The organism is Sphingomonas sp. HMP9 (genome assembly GCF_013374115.1).
Classification (GTDB): domain Bacteria; phylum Pseudomonadota; class Alphaproteobacteria; order Sphingomonadales; family Sphingomonadaceae; genus Sphingomonas.
Window position 1 is genome coordinate 894,803 of sequence record NZ_AP022673.1, and the last position, 16,855, is coordinate 911,657.

General features: G+C 66.0%; 15 protein-coding genes. 10 read left to right on the forward strand and 5 right to left on the reverse strand.

Annotation, left to right across the window (positions count from 1 at the left end):
* Positions 1–83 precede the first annotated feature (83 nt).
* A complete protein-coding gene (locus tag HMP09_RS03850; RefSeq protein WP_443026460.1) occupies positions 84–428 on the reverse strand; it encodes a MerR family DNA-binding protein in 345 nt (114 codons plus the stop codon).
* 44 nt (positions 429–472) lie between these two features.
* A complete protein-coding gene (locus HMP09_RS03855; protein ID WP_176499263.1) occupies positions 473–2,158 on the reverse strand; it encodes a long-chain-fatty-acid--CoA ligase in 1,686 nt (561 codons plus the stop codon).
* Positions 2,159–2,289: 131 nt separating this feature from the next.
* Here HMP09_RS03855 and HMP09_RS03860 point away from each other — a divergent pair, with 131 nt between their 5' ends.
* From HMP09_RS03860 to HMP09_RS03875, 4 genes are all read left to right on the forward strand, one after another.
* A complete protein-coding gene (locus tag HMP09_RS03860; protein ID WP_176499264.1) occupies positions 2,290–3,426 on the forward strand; it encodes a thiolase family protein in 1,137 nt (378 codons plus the stop codon).
* Complete coding sequence (locus tag HMP09_RS03865) at positions 3,426–5,744, forward strand: 3-hydroxyacyl-CoA dehydrogenase/enoyl-CoA hydratase family protein (RefSeq protein ID WP_176501559.1); 2,319 nt, start codon at positions 3,426–3,428, stop codon at positions 5,742–5,744. Before HMP09_RS03860 ends, HMP09_RS03865 begins: the two co-directional genes overlap by 1 nt.
* A 216-nt stretch (positions 5,745–5,960) precedes the next feature.
* Positions 5,961–6,371, forward strand: a complete 411-nt coding sequence (locus HMP09_RS03870) for a DUF2147 domain-containing protein (protein WP_176499265.1) — start codon at positions 5,961–5,963, stop codon at positions 6,369–6,371.
* A gap of 53 nt (positions 6,372–6,424) precedes the next feature.
* The gene (locus HMP09_RS03875; protein WP_176499266.1) at positions 6,425–7,759 is read left to right on the forward strand and encodes an OmpP1/FadL family transporter; all 1,335 of its coding nucleotides are present in this window, start codon (positions 6,425–6,427) and stop codon (positions 7,757–7,759) included.
* A 65-nt stretch (positions 7,760–7,824) separates the two neighbouring features.
* On the opposite strand, the gene HMP09_RS03880 is transcribed toward HMP09_RS03875, so the two are convergent.
* The gene (locus tag HMP09_RS03880) at positions 7,825–8,352 is read right to left on the reverse strand and encodes a gamma carbonic anhydrase family protein (protein ID WP_176499267.1); all 528 of its coding nucleotides are present in this window, start codon (positions 8,350–8,352) and stop codon (positions 7,825–7,827) included.
* Positions 8,352–10,451 carry a malate synthase G gene (locus HMP09_RS03885; protein WP_176501560.1) on the reverse strand — a complete coding sequence of 700 codons (2,100 nt, stop codon included), beginning with the start codon at positions 10,449–10,451 and terminating at the stop codon, positions 8,352–8,354. The genes HMP09_RS03880 and HMP09_RS03885 overlap by 1 nt, the downstream gene beginning before the upstream one ends.
* Positions 10,452–10,553: 102 nt before the next feature.
* On the opposite strand from HMP09_RS03885, the gene HMP09_RS03890 reads away from it, so the two are divergent.
* On the forward strand, positions 10,554–11,429 hold the full coding sequence (locus HMP09_RS03890; RefSeq protein ID WP_176499268.1) for a LysR family transcriptional regulator: 876 nt from the start codon (positions 10,554–10,556) through the stop codon (positions 11,427–11,429).
* Here HMP09_RS03890 and HMP09_RS03895 read toward each other — a convergent pair.
* Entirely contained in the window at positions 11,384–11,872 is a 489-nt protein-coding gene (locus tag HMP09_RS03895) for a MarR family winged helix-turn-helix transcriptional regulator (protein WP_176499269.1), read from the reverse strand. The two genes, HMP09_RS03890 and HMP09_RS03895, sit on opposite strands and share 46 nt — an antisense overlap.
* Positions 11,873–11,950: 78 nt before the next feature.
* On the opposite strand from HMP09_RS03895, the gene hppD reads away from it, so the two are divergent.
* From hppD to trhO, 5 genes are all read left to right on the forward strand, one after another.
* The gene (gene hppD / locus HMP09_RS03900; protein ID WP_176499270.1) at positions 11,951–13,021 is read left to right on the forward strand and encodes a 4-hydroxyphenylpyruvate dioxygenase; all 1,071 of its coding nucleotides are present in this window, start codon (positions 11,951–11,953) and stop codon (positions 13,019–13,021) included.
* A gap of 200 nt (positions 13,022–13,221) precedes the next feature.
* Entirely contained in the window at positions 13,222–14,547 is a 1,326-nt protein-coding gene (gene hmgA / locus HMP09_RS03905; protein WP_176499271.1) for a homogentisate 1,2-dioxygenase, read from the forward strand.
* Positions 14,544–15,188, forward strand: coding sequence for a maleylacetoacetate isomerase (maiA, locus tag HMP09_RS03910; RefSeq protein WP_176499272.1), 645 nt, complete (start codon positions 14,544–14,546; stop codon positions 15,186–15,188). The genes hmgA and maiA overlap by 4 nt, the downstream gene beginning before the upstream one ends.
* The gene (locus tag HMP09_RS03915) at positions 15,185–15,550 is read left to right on the forward strand and encodes a Rieske (2Fe-2S) protein (protein ID WP_176499273.1); all 366 of its coding nucleotides are present in this window, start codon (positions 15,185–15,187) and stop codon (positions 15,548–15,550) included. Before maiA ends, HMP09_RS03915 begins: the two co-directional genes overlap by 4 nt.
* A 55-nt stretch (positions 15,551–15,605) precedes the next feature.
* Positions 15,606–16,619, forward strand: a complete 1,014-nt coding sequence (gene trhO, locus HMP09_RS03920; RefSeq protein WP_176499274.1) for an oxygen-dependent tRNA uridine(34) hydroxylase TrhO — start codon at positions 15,606–15,608, stop codon at positions 16,617–16,619.
* Positions 16,620–16,855 lie beyond the last annotated feature (236 nt).

Genomic DNA, 16,855 nt, shown 5'->3' on the forward strand with positions numbered 1-16,855 from the left:
CTTCGCCGGGGCGGTAGTTTCTTCGCGGAGGCGGTAGTGGTTTCTTGCCGTTGCGGCTCTGATCTCTCGACCGATCCCAGGTATCAGACCGCCCCGTCCGGGATCCGCGCTAGCGCTTCCTGCTCGATCTTCTCCAATTCGTCGCGCGTTTGGACGATCGCCTCGCGTTGCGCATCGAGCAGGTCGATGCGCTGGCGGCAGCGTTCGGCCAGTGCACGCATCTGTTCGACGTGTTGCGGATCGGCGTCGTACAGGTCGAGGAACTCCTCGACGTCGCGGAGCGTGAAGCCCAGCCTTTTGCCGCGCAGGATCAACTGCATCCGGGCGACTTCGCGCCGCGTGTAGACCCGCGTCGTGCCGATCCGGCACGGCTCGATCAGCCCCTTGTCCTCGTAGAATCTGAGCGTGCGCGCGCTCACGCCGAGCATGCGCGAGACCTCCTGTATGCCGGTAAGATCGTCCTGTCGGTCGTTCACGCGTCCACTCCCCTCGCCTCCGACGCTGCTGCCTTGGCGGCCTCTTCTGCGACAAGTTCCTTTTTGGATAGCTTGCCGATCAGCGTCTTGGGCAGAGTGTCGCGGATTTCGACCTCGCGGGGAAGCTCGATCTTGCTGATCTTGTCACGCAGAAAATCACGCAGTTCGAGCGGGGTAGCCACCGCTCCTTCGGCCAGCACAACAAAGGCCTTGGGCGATTGGCCGCGGTATTTGTCGGGCACGCCGATGACCACCGCCTCGAGCACGGCGGGGTGTTCGTACAGCGCCTCCTCGATCACGCGCGGATAGACGTTGTAGCCGCCAGCGAGGATCAGGTCCTTGATCCGGTCGACGATGAACAGATAGCCGTCCGCATCGAGATGGCCGACGTCGCCGGTGCGCAACGCGCCGTCGACGAACAGGTCGGCGGTCGCGGCGGGCTTGTGCCAATAGCCTTGCGTGATCTGGGGACCGCGGGCGCAGATCTCGCCATTCTCGCCGATCGGCAGCAGCCGGGACGGGTCCTCGCGGTCGCGGATCTCGATAGTCGTGCCGGGGAATGGCAGGCCCGCCGAGCCCGGCTTGTTGATTCCCCCGATCGGATTGCAGGTGATGATCGGCGAGGCCTCAGACAGCCCGTAGCCCTCGACGAGCTTGGCGCCGGTCGCCGCCTCGAACGCGGTGCGGACCTCGGCGGGCAGCGGCGCACCACCCGAGATGCACGCATGAATCGAGGACAGGTCGACCGTCTGCGTATCCGCCGCGGTGGTGATCGCGGCGTAGATCGTCGGCACCGCGGGGAAATAGCTCGGCTTGGTCCGCGCGATCGTCTTGAGCAGCTGCTGCAATTCGAAGCGCGGCAGCAGGATCATCTCCGCGCCGGTACGGATCGAATAGGTCAGCACGGTGGTCAGTGCGAAGACGTGGAACAGCGGCAGTGCGCCCATCACGCGGTCCTGATGCGGCTGTTCGCCCCCGACGAACACCACCATCGCATCGGCGTTCGCGACCAGGTTCGCATGACTGAGCATGGCCGCCTTGGGCTCGCCGGTCGTGCCGCCGGTATATTGCAGCACCGCGACCTCGTTCGGAGCGACGTCGACCGGCGCTGGCGCGCCCTTCGCCTTCAACAGCGTATCAAACGTCAGATGACGCGCGTCGTTCGGCGCTCGAGCGATCTCGGCGCGCTTGAAGATCCGATAGGCGATCGACTTCACCGTCGGCAGCGCACCCGCGATCGGGCAGGTGATGACGTGCTTCACGCCCATCTGCCCGGCCACCTTGAGCACCCGCGCATAGATTTCGGTAATGTCGCAGGTGGCGATGATCGTCGCGCCCGAATCCTCGAGCAGATGCGCCAGCTCGCGCTCGACATAGAGTGGGTTCACATTGACGACGACGCCGCCCGCCTTGAGGATCGCGAAGAACAGGATCGGATAATAAGGCGTGTTCGGCAGGCAGAGCGCGACGCGCGTGCCCTTCACGACGCCGAGATCCTGGAGGCCCCGCGCGGCGCAGTCGACGGACTCGCCGAGCTCTGCATAGGTCAGCGTGCGCCCCATGAAATCGAGCACGTTGCGCGACCCGAACCGGCGGACCGACGTGTCGAGCATGTCGCCCAGCAACCGCGGTTCGCCCAGCAATGGCGCGCCGATCGCTGTGCCCCCGGAAGTGTCCTGCATCTCGCTCTCCATAACTCGATGTGCGTAAGCCATATTGTCGGCCGCTTCACCTTGACGTAAAGGTGAGGTATCGCACCTTAAGGGTAACCCGCAAGCGTTAACCGGGTCGACCGCAATATGAGAGGATCATCGTGACCAACGTCGTCATCGCCGGGTACGCCCGTTCGCCGTTCCACCTCGCAGGCAAGGGCGAGCTCGCCCGCGTCCGTCCCGACGACCTCGCCGCGCAGACGATTCGCGGGTTGCTCGACAAGACCGGCGTCGATCCCGCCGAGATCGAGGACATCATCCTCGGCTGCGCGTTCCCCGAGGGCGAGCAGGGTCTCAACGTCGCCAAGCTGATCGCGCAGATCGCCGACCTGCCGATCTCGGTCGGTGGCATGACGGTCAACCGGTTCTGCGGATCGTCGATGAGCGCGATCCACATCGCGTTCGGACAGATCGCAGTCGGGGCCGGCGAGGCGTTCATCTGCGCCGGGCTCGAGTCGATGAGCCGCGTGCCGATGGGCGGCTACAACCCCCTCCCCAACCCCGCGCTCGCGAAGAAGAGCGCCGGCGCATACATGGGCATGGGCGAGACCGCCGAGAACGTCGCGCGCCAATACCAGATCACGCGCGCCGAGCAGGACGCGTTCGCGGTGAAGAGCCAGGACAAGGCCGCCGCGGCGCGCACCGATGGCCGACTGGCTGACGAGATCGTGACGATCCAGACCAAGGCTGGCCCGGTCAGCCAGGACGGCACGATCCGCGCCGGAACCACCACCGAAGCGCTCGCCGGCCTGAAGCCTGCGTTCAGCAGCGACGGTTCGGTGACCGCCGGCACGTCCTCGCCGCTGACCGATGGCGCGTCCGCGGTGCTGGTCACCTCGGAGGAGTTCGCCAAGAAGCATGGCCTCACGATCCTCGCACGGATCAAGTCGATCGGCGTGTCGGGTTGCGCGCCCGAGACGATGGGCCTCGGCCCGATCGGTGCGTCGAAAAAGGCGCTCGAGCGTGCCGGGATCACCGTCGCCGACCTCGATGTGGTCGAGATCAACGAGGCGTTCGCGAGCCAGGCGATCGCCTGCATCCGCGATCTCGGACTGAAGGACGAGACGATCAACCTCGATGGCGGCGCGATCGCGATCGGCCATCCGCTCGGCGCGACCGGCGCGCGGATCGTCGGCAAGGCGGCTTCGCTGCTGTCGCGCGAGGGCGGCCGTTATGCGCTCGCCACCCAGTGCATCGGTGGCGGTCAGGGCATCGCAACGGTGCTGGAGCGCGCATGATGGTCGATCAGGTGAAAAAGGTCTGCGTCATCGGCGCAGGCGTGATGGGCGCGGGCATTGCGGCGCAAATCGCGAACGCCGGCATTCCTGTGCTGCTGCTCGACATCGTACCCCGTGAGGGCGACGATCGCGACGCCGTGGCGAAGGGCGCCGTCGCCAAGATGCTCAAGACCGACCCCGCGCCTTTCATGTCGAAGCGTGCGGCCAAGCTGGTCGAGACGGGCAATATCGACGACCATCTGGACCGGGTCGCCGAGTGCGACTGGATCGTCGAGGCGATCGTCGAGCGGCTCGACATCAAGCAGTCGCTCTACGCCAAGCTCGAGACGTTGAAGCGTCCGGGTACCGCGGTGTCGTCGAACACTTCGACGATCCCGCTCGGCCATCTGGTCGAGGGGCGTTCGGACCAGTTCAAGGCCGACTTTCTCATCACCCACTTCTTCAACCCGCCGCGCTACATGCGGCTGGTCGAGATCGTCCGCGGTGCGCAAACCGACGTCGCGGTCGCCGAGAAGGTCGAGAATTTCGTCGATCGTTTCATGGGCAAGCGGATCGTCCGTGCGAAGGACACGCCGGGCTTCATCGCCAACCGCATCGGCACCTATTGGCTGGCGGTCGCGATCAACGCGGCGATGGACCAGGGGCTGACCGTCGAGGAGGCCGACCAGATCGGCGGCCGGCCGATGGGCGTGCCCAAGACCGGGATTTTCGGGCTCGTCGATCTCGTCGGCGTCGACCTGATGCCGCTGCTGACCAAGAGCCTGTCGTCGACGCTGCCCGCGGGCGATCCCTATTTCGACACGGTGCGCGACATGGCGCTCGTCGACAAGATGATCGCGGAGGGCTTTACCGGCCGCAAGGGCAAGGGCGGCTTCTACCGCTTCGACAAGGCGACGCGCACCAAGCTTTCGCTCGATCTCGCGACCGGCGAATACCGGCCCGAGGCGAAACCCGCCGACCTGCCCGGCAAGACCGGCAAGGATATCGCCGCGCTGATAGCCGAACCCGGCAAGATCGGCACCTATGCGTGGACGATCCTCGGCAGCGTTCTGTCCTATGCCGCGATGCTCGTCGGCGAGGCGACCGACGACATCATCGGCATCGATGACGCGATGAAGCTCGGTTATAACTGGAAATACGGGCCGTTCGAACTGATCGACCGGGTGGGGCCGGGCCTGCTCGCCCAGCGTCTGGCCGCCGAAGGCCGCGACGTGCCCGTTATCCTGAAGACGGCGGGCGATCGTCCGTTCTACCGCGTCGAGGACGGCAAGCGTCAGTATCTGACCACCGCCGGCGACTATGCGGATGTCCCGCGTGGCGATGGCGTCGAACTGCTCGAGGATATCAAGCTCCGCTCGCAGCCGATTCTGACGAACTTGTCGGCGTCGCTCTGGGATGTCGGCGACGGCGTAGCCGCGCTCGAATTCCACACCAAGATGAACGCGCTCGACGATCAGGTCGTGGCGTTGATCGAGGAAGCGATCCCCGTGGTGCAGGACCGCTTCAAGGCGCTGGTCGTCTACAACGAAGCCAGCAACTTCTCGGCGGGTGCCAATCTGGGTGCGGCAATGTTCGCAGTCGGTGCGGGCCTTTGGGACATGGTCGAGGCCAGCGTCGCCAAGGGCCAGGCGGCGTACAAGGCGCTCAAATACGCCCCCTTCCCTGTCGTCAGCGCGCCGGCGGGCCTCGCGCTCGGTGGCGGGTGCGAGATGCTGCTCCATTCGGATGTGGTGCAGGCGCATGCCGAGACCTATGCGGGCCTCGTCGAATGCGGCGTCGGTCTCGTCCCCGGCTGGGGCGGTAATGGCGAGATGCTCGATCGCTGGACCAAGTCGGGCATGCTGCCCAAGGGCCCGATGCCGGTGCTGACCGCGGTGTTCACGAGCATCTCGACCGCGGTCGTCGCCAAGTCGGCGGCGGAGGCGAAGGAGATGATGATCCTGCGCAAGGACGACGGCATTACCATGAACCGCGACCGGTTGCTGGCGGACGCCAAGGCCAAGGCGCTGTCGCTGGTCGACGGCTATGTCGCACCGGAGGCGCCGACCTTCCGCCTGGCGGGCGAAAGCGGCCGCACGGGGCTGAGCATGGCGGTCGCGGACTTCCACAAGAAGGGCATGGCGACCGACTACGACCTCGTCGTCGCGGATCGGCTTGCCGAGGTGCTGACCGGTGGCGAGGCCGATCTGATCGACACCGTGACCGAGGACCAGCTGCTCGACCTCGAGCGCGCTGCGTTCATGGCGAGCGTGAAGGATCCGCGCACGCAGGCCCGTGTCGTCCATATGCTGCAGACGGGCAAGCCGCTGCGGAACTGAACTGTTCCCCCGCCTCGGCGGGGGGACAATCGATCCATGAATACTATTTCACGCCAGCGAATCAGTAAGAAGACTTGACTTGTCTTCGTACAATTCTAGTCGGGATCGATAACTGCCGTATACGGCAACAAGGTCGCGGTAACGTCGGCGGCCTTACGAGAAATCCAGCGACCGTACGCATACGGCGCGTCCAACGACACTAGGAGAGGATAGAAGATGTCCCTGTTGATCGCCACCGCCCTGCTCGCAGGCGCGTCCGCCACGCCTGAGACCGTCATCGGCCGCTGGAAGACCGAGACTCACAACGCGATCGTCGAGATCGCCCGCTGCGGCTCGTCGATCTGCGGCAAGATCCTCACCTCCGACGCGCTCCGCGCCAATCCTTCGATGAAGGACGCCAACAACGCGAACACCGCGCTGCGTAATCGTCCGATCCAGGGCATGCAGATGCTCAGCGGATTCAAGCCCGATACGAACGGCGTCTGGGGCAGCGGACAGGTCTACAACGCCGAGGACGGCAAAACCTATAGCGGCAAGATCACGCCCGTCGGCGCCAACCAGCTCAAGTTGCGCGGCTGCGTCTTCTTCCCGCTCTGCAAGACGCAGACCTGGACGCGCGTGCGCTAAGCCGCCGCTCACGCCTTTTCCGATAATCAGTACAGCTTTCACAGGACTTCCCCATGACTCTGCGCACCAAAGCCCCGCTCCTCGCGGTTTCCGCTCTCGTCTCCGCCTTCGGGTTCGCCAGCACTGCCTATGCAGACGCCTTCTACCTTCAGGCCCAGTCCGCACGCGGCGCAGGCCGCGCATTCTCGGGTGAAGCGGCCGACACCGGCGCTGCATCCTTGTGGTGGAACCCTGCCGCGATCGCCGGAATCCGCGACGGCAGCGCGACGCTGAGCGCCAGTGCGATCCTGCCCAAGGGCGATGTCATCGATAACGGGACGATCATCGGTCGTCCGACCTTCTCGCCCACGACCGGTCGCCCGACCGGCCTGAACTATACCCCGGTCGGCGGCAACGGCACATCGAGCGATCCGATCAACAAGGGCGTCGTCCCGTCGGGCGCGGTCGCCTATCCGCTGACCGACCGGATCGCGATCGGCATTGCGGTGACGTCGCCGTTCAGCTTCACCACCAATTACGAGGCGAACAGCTGGGCTCGCTACAGCGCGGACAAGACGCGGTTGCGGACGATCGACGTTCAGCCTTCGATCGGCATCGCGGTGACCGACTGGCTCCGCGTTGGCGGTGCATTGAACGTCGAATACACCGATGCGACGCTCAACAACGCGCTTCCCAATCTATCGGCGACGCTGCCCGACGGCTTCCAGGAGCTGAAGGGCGATGGCTGGGACTTCGGCTGGTCCGCCGGTGTGCAGCTGCATAACGACTTCGCAACAGTCGGGGTCAGCTACAAGTCGAGCATCCGCCACAATCTCAAGGGAAGCCTGAACATCACCGGGCTCGTCGGTCCGCTGGCAAGCTCGAACGTGTCGATCGACGGCGCCAAGGCAAGCTTCAACACCCCCGGCCAGGTGATCGTCGCCGGCCGCATCCGCGCCACCAACGCGCTGACGCTGAACGCACAGGTTGTCGCGTACAACTGGAGCAAGTTCGACGCGATCGATCTGGGCGCACCGCTCAACGTGTCGCTTCCCGAGAATTATCAGGACAGCTGGAGCCTGGCGGGCGGCTTTGATTACGACGTTACCCCTAAGGCGACGATCCGCGCGGGTGTGCAGCGTACTAAGACGCCGACCCAAGACGGTCTTCGCGACGCACGCGTCCCCGATGCCGATCGCTGGACCTATGCGGCGGGCGGCTCGTACCAGTTGTCCTCGCACATCGCGCTCGACGCCGCAGCGCAATATGTCGACTTCGAAAACACCACGATCGACCGGGTCACGGCCGCGTATGCCGGGACCGCGGTACAGACTCCGATCGTCACTCGGGGCCTGTTGCAGAACGCACATGCGGTCGTGCTGTCACTGGGTGGCCGTGTAAGCTTCTAACGTCTCAACCAAATACTGCATGCGACATGGTCGTTCTCCTCCGGGTAAGGAGGAGAACGACCTTGCTATTCCTCGATACGTTCGAGCCCGTCGGCATAGACGCGCTGCCGGGACGCATAGGCCGCTGCCGACATCCTCAGGCCGGCGATCGCTTCCGGCGACAGCACCCGCACAGCCTTTGCGGGCGCGCCGACGATCAGGCTGCCCGCGGCAAACACTTTCCCCTCCGTCACGAGGGCGTTCGCGCCGATCAGGCAATTCTCGCCGATCACTGCGTTGTTGAGGATCGTCGCGCCCATCCCCACCAGCACGTTGTCGCCGATCGTGCAGCCGTGCAGAATCGCGTGGTGGCCTATCGTGCAGCCCTCGCCCACGGTCAGCGGGGCGCCTGGATCGGAATGCAGCATCGCACCCTCCTGGATATTGGTGCGCGCGCCGACGACGATCGGCGTATTGTCCGCGCGAATGACGGCGCCGAACCAGACGCTCGCCCCCTCCCCCAGTCGCGCGTCGCCGATCACGTCGGCGGACGGCGCGACCCACACGTCGTCCGCCAGCGTCGGGCGGTGTCCCTCGATCGCATAGAGCGGCATCAGGCGGCGTCCCTTTTCTTTGCCCGCGCGCGGAACGCGTGGAGCAGCGGCTCGGTATAGCCACTCGGCTGCGTGAGGCCATCGAACACCAGCGCGCGGGCGGCCTCGAACGCCAGGCTTTCGTCCTCATGCCCTGCCATTGGTCGATACAGCGGATCGCCCGCATTCTGCGCATCGACCTTCGCCGCCATCCGCCGCAACGCTGCATCTGCCTCTTCGGGCGTGGCGATCCCGTGAAGCAGCCAGTTCGCCATATGCTGCGAACTGATCCGCAGCGTCGCGCGGTCCTCCATCAGGCCGATGTCGTGGATGTCGGGCACCTTTGAACAGCCGACGCCCTGGTCGACCCAGCGGACCACGTAACCGAGAATGCCCTGCGCGTTGTTCTCCAGTTCCTCGCGGATCTCCTCGGGCTGCCAGTTATGCCCGGTCGCCACCGGAATCGTCAGCAGCGCATCGAGCGACGCGATCGGCTCGGCCCTGCGCTCCGCCTGCCGCGCGAAGACGTCGACGCGGTGGTAATGCGTCGCGTGCAGCGTCGCCGCGGTCGGCGACGGCACCCAGGCGGTGTTCGCGCCGGTCATCGGATGCGCGATCTTCTGCGCGAGCATGTCTGCCATCCGGTCAGGCGCGGCCCACATGCCCTTGCCGATCTGCGCCTTGCCGCTGAGCCCGCAGGCGAGACCGATCTGGACGTTGCGATCCTCATAAGCCTTGATCCACGACGAGGCCTTCATGTCGCCCTTGCGGATCATCGGCCCTGCCCGCATCGACGTGTGCATCTCGTCGCCGGTACGATCGAGGAAGCCGGTGTTGATGAAGACGACCCGGTCCTTCACCGCCGCGATACACGCGGCGAGATTGGCGGAGGTGCGGCGCTCCTCGTCCATCACCCCGACCTTGATCGTGTGGCGCGCCAGGCCGAGCAAATCCTCGATCGCGTCGAACAGACGATTGGTGAAGCCGGCTTCGTCGGGGCCATGCATCTTCGGCTTGACGATATAGATCGAGCCCGCGCGGCTGTTGCGGATCGGGCCCGTGCGGTTCAGGTCGTGCAGCGCGATCAGCGACGTGACGATGCCATCGAGCATGCCCTCGGGTGCCTGACCGCCGTCGGCGAGAAGGATCGCGGGTGTGGTCATCAGATGCCCAACGTTGCGCACGAACATCAGGCTGCGGCCGGGCAGCGTGAAGGCGCCGCCGTCGGGGGCGGTGTACTGCCGGTCCGGTTCGAGCGACCGCGTGACCGTGCGGCCGCCCTTGTCGAAGCTGGCGGTCAGATCGCCCTTCATCAGCCCGAGCCAGTTGGCATAGGCGGCGACCTTGTCCTCGGCATCGACCGCGGCAATCGAATCCTCGAGGTCGGCGATCGTGCTGAGCGCGGATTCGAGCATTACGTCGGCCAAATTCGCCGGATCGTCGCGGCCAATCGGATGCTCAGGGTCGATCACCAGTTCGATGTGCAGGCCGTTGTGACGCAACAGGATATTGTCCGCCGCATGCCCGCCGAGCTGGCTGGGATCGGCAAGCTCGGGCGTGCCACCGGTCCAGTCGGTCCACGAGCCGCGCGCCAAGGGTACGGCATCGTCGAGAAACGCCTTCGCCCAGGCAATCACCTGCGCGCCACGGCCGGCGTCATAGCCTTTACCGGACGCCGCACCGGCAATCGCGTCGGTGCCGTAGAGCGCATCGTACAGGCTCCCCCACCGCGCGTTCGCGGCGTTCAACAGGAAGCGCGCGTTGAGGATCGGCACCACCAGCTGCGCGCCGGCGAGCGAGGCGACCTCCGCATCGACATTGGTCGGGGCGACCGCGAACGGTGCCGGCTCGTCGACCAGATAGCCGATCTCGCGTAGGAACGCCTGATAGTCGGCCTGGTCGATCGGTCTTCCGGCGCGGGCGTCGTGCCACGCATCGATCTTCGCCTGAAGGTCGTCGCGAACCGCCAGCAGCGTGGCATTTTCGGGTGCGAACCGAGCGTAGACGTCGGAGACACCCTGCCAGAACGTAGCGGGATCGAGCCCCGTACCCGGCAGCGCCTGCGTGTCGATGAACTCCACCAGCGACGCGGCGATCTTCAGACCTGCCTTCTCGATCATCTCGGCCATGCTGCTCTCCTATCCTCTGGCAGCACGATAGACGCCCGCCACCTTCGCCACTAGACACTATAAAACGAAAGCTGTTGATCGCCTGGAGAACGAATGGACCCCGATATCGTGCTCTTCGCCGAAGTCGTCCGGACCGCCAGCCTCAGCGCGGCGGGGCGGTCGCTCGGCATCTCCCCGGCGATGGTATCGAAGCGGATCGCGCGGCTTGAGGCGCGGCTCGGCGTGCGGTTGCTCAACCGAACCACGCGCCGGCTCGAGCTGACCGCTCGGGGGGCTGCGTATCACCGCGATATGGTGGCGATCCTCGCCGCGATCCGCGATGCCGAGGCGCGCGTGTCGGATCGAGCCCAGACACCGGCCGGGCCGCTGCGGATCAGTGCGCCGACCTCGTTCGGACGCCTCCATATCGCGCCGCACCTCAAGCCGTTCCTCGACGCGCACCCGGGGGTCCAACTCGACCTCGATTTGTCCGACGGATATGCCGACGTCATCGGCGACCGGCTCGACCTCGCGATCCGGATCGCGCCTGCCGTGCCGCCCAGCCTGACCGGCTACCGCCTCGCCGACAGCCGTCGCGTCCTCTGCGCGGCGCCAGGCTACAGTGCGCCACGCGACGCCGCCGACCTCAAGACGCACCGCCTGCTCGCGGCGAAGGGCCAGATGCCGTGGCGCCTTGCCGGCCCCGACGGCGCCGTCACGATCGACCGCCCGAGCTATGTCGCGACCAACTCCAGCGAAGTCGTCCGCGAACTCACCTTGGCGGGTGTCGGTATCGCGCTGCGGTCTCTGTGGGACGTCAGTGCCGATCTTGCGAGCGGCCGGCTCGTCCGCGTCCTGCCCGAGCTGGCCGGGTCTGCGGATGTCGGAATCTATGCGGTGCACGCGCGCGGGCTTGTGTCGTCGGGCGCGACCGCGCTACTCGACTATCTACGCGGTCTCTGGTCGCCGCTACCGCCGTGGGAGTCCTGAACCAGATCGATCGTGACGGCATCGATCCGCCGCAACATCGCGACGAATTGCTCGACCTCCGCGCCAGAGAACCCGGCAAAGATGCGGCGCTCCAGATCGAGCGCCTTTGGTGCTACCGACGCGTAGAGCGTGCGGCCGTCGTCAGTCAGTCGCAACAGATGCGACCGCCGATCGTCGGGGTTCGCATGCCGCTGCATCAGCCCGCGCTCGACCAGCGCGATCGCCGCGCGGCTGACGGTAACCTTGTCCATGCGGGTTTGCTGGCCGACCTGCTGCTGCGTGATCCCGCCCGCTTCGGCCACCACCGCGATCAGCCGCCACTCCGGGATCGTCAGCCCGAACAGCGCCTCATACGTATCGGCCACCGCCTCGCTGACGAGGTTCGAGGTGATCGACAGGCGATACGGGATGAAATCGTCCAGGACGAGCGCGCGGTCAGCCATAGCGAGATCGTAACGATTGACACCAGTTGATCAAGACGGCAGATTGGTAACAACAGATACCAATCTAAGGATCGAGTCATGGACCATATGGACGTAAACCCAATGGGTCTCGACGGGTTCGAGTTTGCCGAATTCACCTCGCCCGACCCCGACCGGATGGCCGCGCAGTTCGAGCAGTTCGGTTTCGTCGCCGCCTCGTCTCACCCAACCAAGGCCGTGATTCGGTACAAGCAGGGCCGCATCAACCTGCTGCTCAACCGCGAAGACGGTGGCCATGCGGCGGCATTCCGCGCCGATCATGGACCGTCGGCGAGCGGCATGGCGTTCCGGGTTCATGACGCCAAGGCAGCGTTCGACGCCGCCCTCGCGCGCGGGGCCAAGGCGGCGGATGCCAGCACGGGTGCGCTCGGCGAGGGTAGCTACGTACTCGAAGGGATCGGCGGCTCGCTATTGTATCTGGTCGACAAGCATGGCGCTGCGGGCAGCCTGTACGACGACTGGACCGCAGTCCCGGGCGCAGCCGAAGCGGAAGCCGCGAACAATGTCGGTCTCGACCTGCTCGACCACCTTACCCACAACGTGAAGCGTGGCCAGATGCGGACCTGGGCCGAGTTCTACGGCCAGATCTTCGGCTTTGAGGAGCAGAAGTATTTCGACATCAAGGGCAAGGCGACCGGGCTGTTCAGCCAAGCGATGATCGCCCCCGACCGCGCGATCCGCATCCCGCTCAATGAGAGTCAGGACGACAAGAGCCAGATCGAGGAATTCCTCAAGGACTATAACGGCGAAGGCATCCAGCATCTGGCGCTGACCACCGACGATATCTTCGAGACGGTTGAAAAACTGCGCGCGCGCGGCGTCAAGCTGCAGGATACGATCGAGACCTATTACGAGCTGGTCGACAAGCGCGTGCCGAACCACGGCCACGACCTCGAACGCCTGCGCCGCAACCGCATCCTGATCGACGGCAATGTCGGCGAGGAGGGTCTGTTGCTCCAGATCTTCACCGAGAACATGTTCGGGCCGATCTTCTTCGAGATTATCCAGCGCAAGGGCAATGAAGGCTTCGGCAACGGCAATTTTCAGGCGCTGTACGAGAGCATCGAGCTCGACCAGATCCGCCGGGGCGTGATCACCGTCGACGCCTGATCGCTGAAACCCTCTCCCCTCGGGGGAGAGGGAAAGGCGCGCCAGCGCCGAGGGTGAGGGCACGCGAGACGCCAGCGCGTGCCCTCACCCTTCCGCCGCGCAAGCGCGCGTCTCCCTCCCTCTCTCCAGAGGGAGAGGGCTAGAAGTTTGAACGGCCGGCGGTCCGGGCGTTGATCGGAACAGGTGACGGAGAGGAAGTCATGACAATCCACCAGCCGATCAACGCCGCAGGCGAGACCGCCGGCCAGAGCGAGTACCTCCCCGGCTTCGGCAACCACGTATCGACCGAAGCCGTCCCCGGCGCACTGCCGATCGGCCGCAATTCCCCGCAACGCCCGGCGTTCGGACTCTACACCGAGCAGCTCTCCGGCACCGCCTTCACCGCGCCGCGGCATGAGAACCGCCGCAGCTGGCTCTACCGGATGCGCCCGACCGCCGAGCATCCGCCGTTCGAACGTTACACCGGCGCGAAGCGGTTCGCCCCCGGCACTACCGACGCGCCGCTTGCGCCCAATCGCCTGCGCTGGGACCCGATCGAAGCACCTGCTTCCGGCACCGATCTGGTCGACGGCATGACGACGATGCTCGCCAACCGCGATCCCGCCGACCTTGAGGGCGTCGCGCTCCACGTCTACGCCGCCAATACCGACATGACCGACCGCGTGTTCATGGACGCGGACGGCGAGCTGTTGTTCGTGCCGCAGCACGGCCGGCTGCGGCTGCTGACCGAACTCGGGCGGATCGATGTCGCCCCCGGCCAGATCGCGCTGATTCCCCGCGGCGTCCGCTTCCGCGCCGAACTCCCCGACGGAGAAGCGCGCGGCTATGTCGCGGAGAATTACGGCCCGTTGTTCCGCCTGCCCGATCTCGGCCCGATCGGTGCCAACGGCCTCGCCAACCCGCGCGATTTCGAGACGCCGTTCGCGTGGTTCGAGGATCGCGACGCGCCGGTCGAGGTCGTCCAGAAGTTCATGGGATCGCTGTGGACCACCACGCTCGATCATTCGCCGCTCGACGTCGTCGCGTGGCACGGCAACCTTGCCCCCTGGCGCTACGACCTGTCGCGGTTCAACACGATCAACACGGTCAGCTTCGACCATCCCGATCCCTCGATCTTCACGCTGCTGACCTCGCCCAGCGACGTGCCCGGCCGCGCCAACGCCGATTTCGTGATCTTCCCGCCGCGCTGGATGGTGGCGGAGGGGACGTTCCGCCCGCCCTGGTTCCACCGCAACATCATGTCCGAGGCGATGGGGCTCATCACCGGCGCGTACGACGCCAAAGCCGAGGGGTTCGCGCCCGGCGGCATCTCGCTGCACAATCTGATGTCCGGCCACGGCCCCGATCTGGCAAGCTGGCAGGGCGCGAGCGCGGCCGACCTGAAGCCGCACAAGATCGACGGGACGATGGCATTCATGCTGGAGAGCTGCTGGCCCTACGCACCGACCGACTATGCGCTGGACCATGCGCAGCTCGATTACGACGCGGTCTGGTCCGATTTCCCCAAGGCGATCCTGCCGCGGTGACCCCGACGCTCCACGGCTATTGGCGCTCGACCGCCGCCTACCGGGTCCGCATCGCGCTCGCCGTGAAGGACGTCGACTATGCGCAGGTCCCGCATGACCTGCGCACCGGCGCGCACCGCGAGCCGGGCTACCGTGCGCTCAATCCGCAGGCACTCGTGCCGGCACTGGAAACCGACGACGCTGTCCTGACGCAGAGCCCCGCGATCCTCGAATGGATCGACGAGACCTATCCCGATCCTCCTTTGCTTCCGGCCGACGCGAATGGTCGCGCAGTCGTCCGCGCGATGGCCGCGACGATCGCGTGCGATATCCACCCGGTGAACAACCTGCGGATCCTGAACGCGCTGCGGAGCGAGTTCGGCGCCGACGATGCCGCCGTGAACCGCTGGATCGCGCGCTGGATCGGCGAGGGGTTCGCCGCGCTGGAGGTGATGATCGCGCATCATGGCAAAGGCTTCGCGTTCGGCGCGACGCCAACGATCGCCGACTGCCACCTGGTGCCGCAGGTCTATTCCGCCGAGCGCTTCGGTGTCGATCTCTCTCCCTACCCGCACCTTAAGGCTGCGGCCGACATGGCCCGCGCCCTCCCCGCCTTCGCCGCCGCGCACCCCGACCGGCAACCGGACGCGGATCGCTCATGAGCGACGGCGAGCGGCTTACCGCCACGCCTAGCGGGATCAAACTCGCGCCGCTCGACACGGTCGCCGAGGGCAAGGCGCGCAACTTCGTGGTGCAGATGCGTGCCGGGCGGTTTCACGGGTTCGTGGTGCGCAAGGATGACGCGGTGGTCGGCTATGTCGATCGCTGCCCGCATATGGGCCTGCCGCTCGCGCAGGTGCTCGACGACTATCTCACCCCGCGCGGCGACCTGATCGCGTGCAGCTGGCATTCGGCGCTGTTCGCGATTCACAGCGGCGCATGCGTCGGCGGCCCATGCGCGGGCGCCCGCCTGACGCCGTGGCCGGTCGCGGTGGTCGACGGGATGATCGTCACCGCAGGCTGACGCGGCGGGCGAGGTGCGCTAAGGGAGCGCACCTCCTCCCCTTCACAATGAACCGATGACCCAAAATCTCCCCATCCGCGTCGTGGCGCTGTATCGCTTCACGCCGTTCGCCGACATCGCCGCGATCCAGCCGCCGCTTGCGCTCGCATGCTGCTCGAACGGGGTGAAGGGTACGCTGCTGCTCGCGGCCGAGGGGATCAACGGGACGATCGCCGGGTCCGAGGCGGGGATCGATGCCGTTCTCGCGCATATCCGCGCGCTGCCGGGCTGCGCCGACCTGGAGGTCAAGGAATCGCGCGCCGGGACGATGCCGTTCCACCGCATGAAGGTGCGGCTGAAGCGCGAGATCGTCACGATGGGCGAGCCGACGATCGATCCGCTCGACGGCGTGGGCCATTATGTCGAGCCCGCGGACTGGAACGCGCTGATCGCCGAGCCGGGGACAATCGTGATCGATACGCGCAACGACTACGAAGTGTCGGTCGGCACCTTCGCCGGCGCGGTCGATCCGCAGACACGCAGTTTCCGCGACTTCCCGGCATGGTTTCGCGCACATCGCGCCGAGCTGGTCGGCGACGGCCCGCCGCCGAAGATCGCGATGTTCTGCACCGGCGGCATCCGCTGCGAGAAATCGACCGCGTTCCTGAAGGCCGAGGGGCTCGACGAGGTCTATCACCTGAAGGGCGGTATCCTGAAATATCTCGAGACGGTGCCCGAGACGGAGAGCCTGTGGGAAGGCGAATGCTTCGTCTTCGATCAGCGCGTCGCGGTTGGCCACGGGCTCGTGCCGGGCAGCCACGTGCTGTGCAATGCCTGCCGGATGCCGGTCAGCGTCGCGGAGCGCGCCTCGCCGCTCTATGTAGAGGGGATCAGCTGCCCCAACTGCCACGACGCGCGGGACGAATCCCAACGCGCCGGCTATGCCGAACGCGAACGCCAGATGCGCCTAGCCGAAGCCCGCGGCGAAACCCATGTCGGCGCGGTACTCTCCAAGACGCACGGCAATGACGACCACCACACCCCCTCCCGTCGTCCTGACGAAAGTCAGGATCCAGAGCCAAGGACGTAGCGCGCGTTACCCTGGATCCTGACTTTCGTCAGGATGACGGACTAGAGTCAGCAAACCGCGCCGCCAACGCTGTATGTCGAGGGGACCAGGTGCCCGGCATGCCATGACGCGCGCGACGCGGATCAACGCGCGGGCTATGCGGAGCGCGAACGGCAGATGCGCCTAGCTAAAGCCCGCGGCAAAACCCATGTGGGCGCGGTGCTGCCCAAGACGCACGGCTCTGACGACCACCAGCC

Bases quoted from the DNA above. Each gene is read 5' to 3' on its own strand.
- HMP09_RS03850 (WP_443026460.1), bottom strand. From the start codon at position 428: ATGCTCGGCGTGAGCGCGCGCACGCTCAGATTCTACGAGGACAAGGGG.
- HMP09_RS03855 (WP_176499263.1), bottom strand. From the start codon at position 2,158: ATGCAGGACACTTCCGGGGGCACAGCGATCGGCGCGCCATTGCTGGGC.
- HMP09_RS03865 (WP_176501559.1), top strand. From the start codon at position 3,426: ATGGTCGATCAGGTGAAAAAGGTCTGCGTCATCGGCGCAGGCGTGATG.
- HMP09_RS03870 (WP_176499265.1), top strand. From the start codon at position 5,961: ATGTCCCTGTTGATCGCCACCGCCCTGCTCGCAGGCGCGTCCGCCACG.
- HMP09_RS03875 (WP_176499266.1), top strand. From the start codon at position 6,425: ATGACTCTGCGCACCAAAGCCCCGCTCCTCGCGGTTTCCGCTCTCGTC.
- HMP09_RS03880 (WP_176499267.1), bottom strand. From the start codon at position 8,352: ATGCCGCTCTATGCGATCGAGGGACACCGCCCGACGCTGGCGGACGAC.
- HMP09_RS03885 (WP_176501560.1), bottom strand. From the start codon at position 10,451: ATGATCGAGAAGGCAGGTCTGAAGATCGCCGCGTCGCTGGTGGAGTTC.
- HMP09_RS03890 (WP_176499268.1), top strand. From the start codon at position 10,554: ATGGACCCCGATATCGTGCTCTTCGCCGAAGTCGTCCGGACCGCCAGC.
- HMP09_RS03895 (WP_176499269.1), bottom strand. From the start codon at position 11,872: ATGGCTGACCGCGCGCTCGTCCTGGACGATTTCATCCCGTATCGCCTG.
- hppD (WP_176499270.1), top strand. From the start codon at position 11,951: ATGGACCATATGGACGTAAACCCAATGGGTCTCGACGGGTTCGAGTTT.
- hmgA (WP_176499271.1), top strand. From the start codon at position 13,222: ATGACAATCCACCAGCCGATCAACGCCGCAGGCGAGACCGCCGGCCAG.
- HMP09_RS03915 (WP_176499273.1), top strand. From the start codon at position 15,185: ATGAGCGACGGCGAGCGGCTTACCGCCACGCCTAGCGGGATCAAACTC.
- trhO (WP_176499274.1), top strand. From the start codon at position 15,606: ATGACCCAAAATCTCCCCATCCGCGTCGTGGCGCTGTATCGCTTCACG.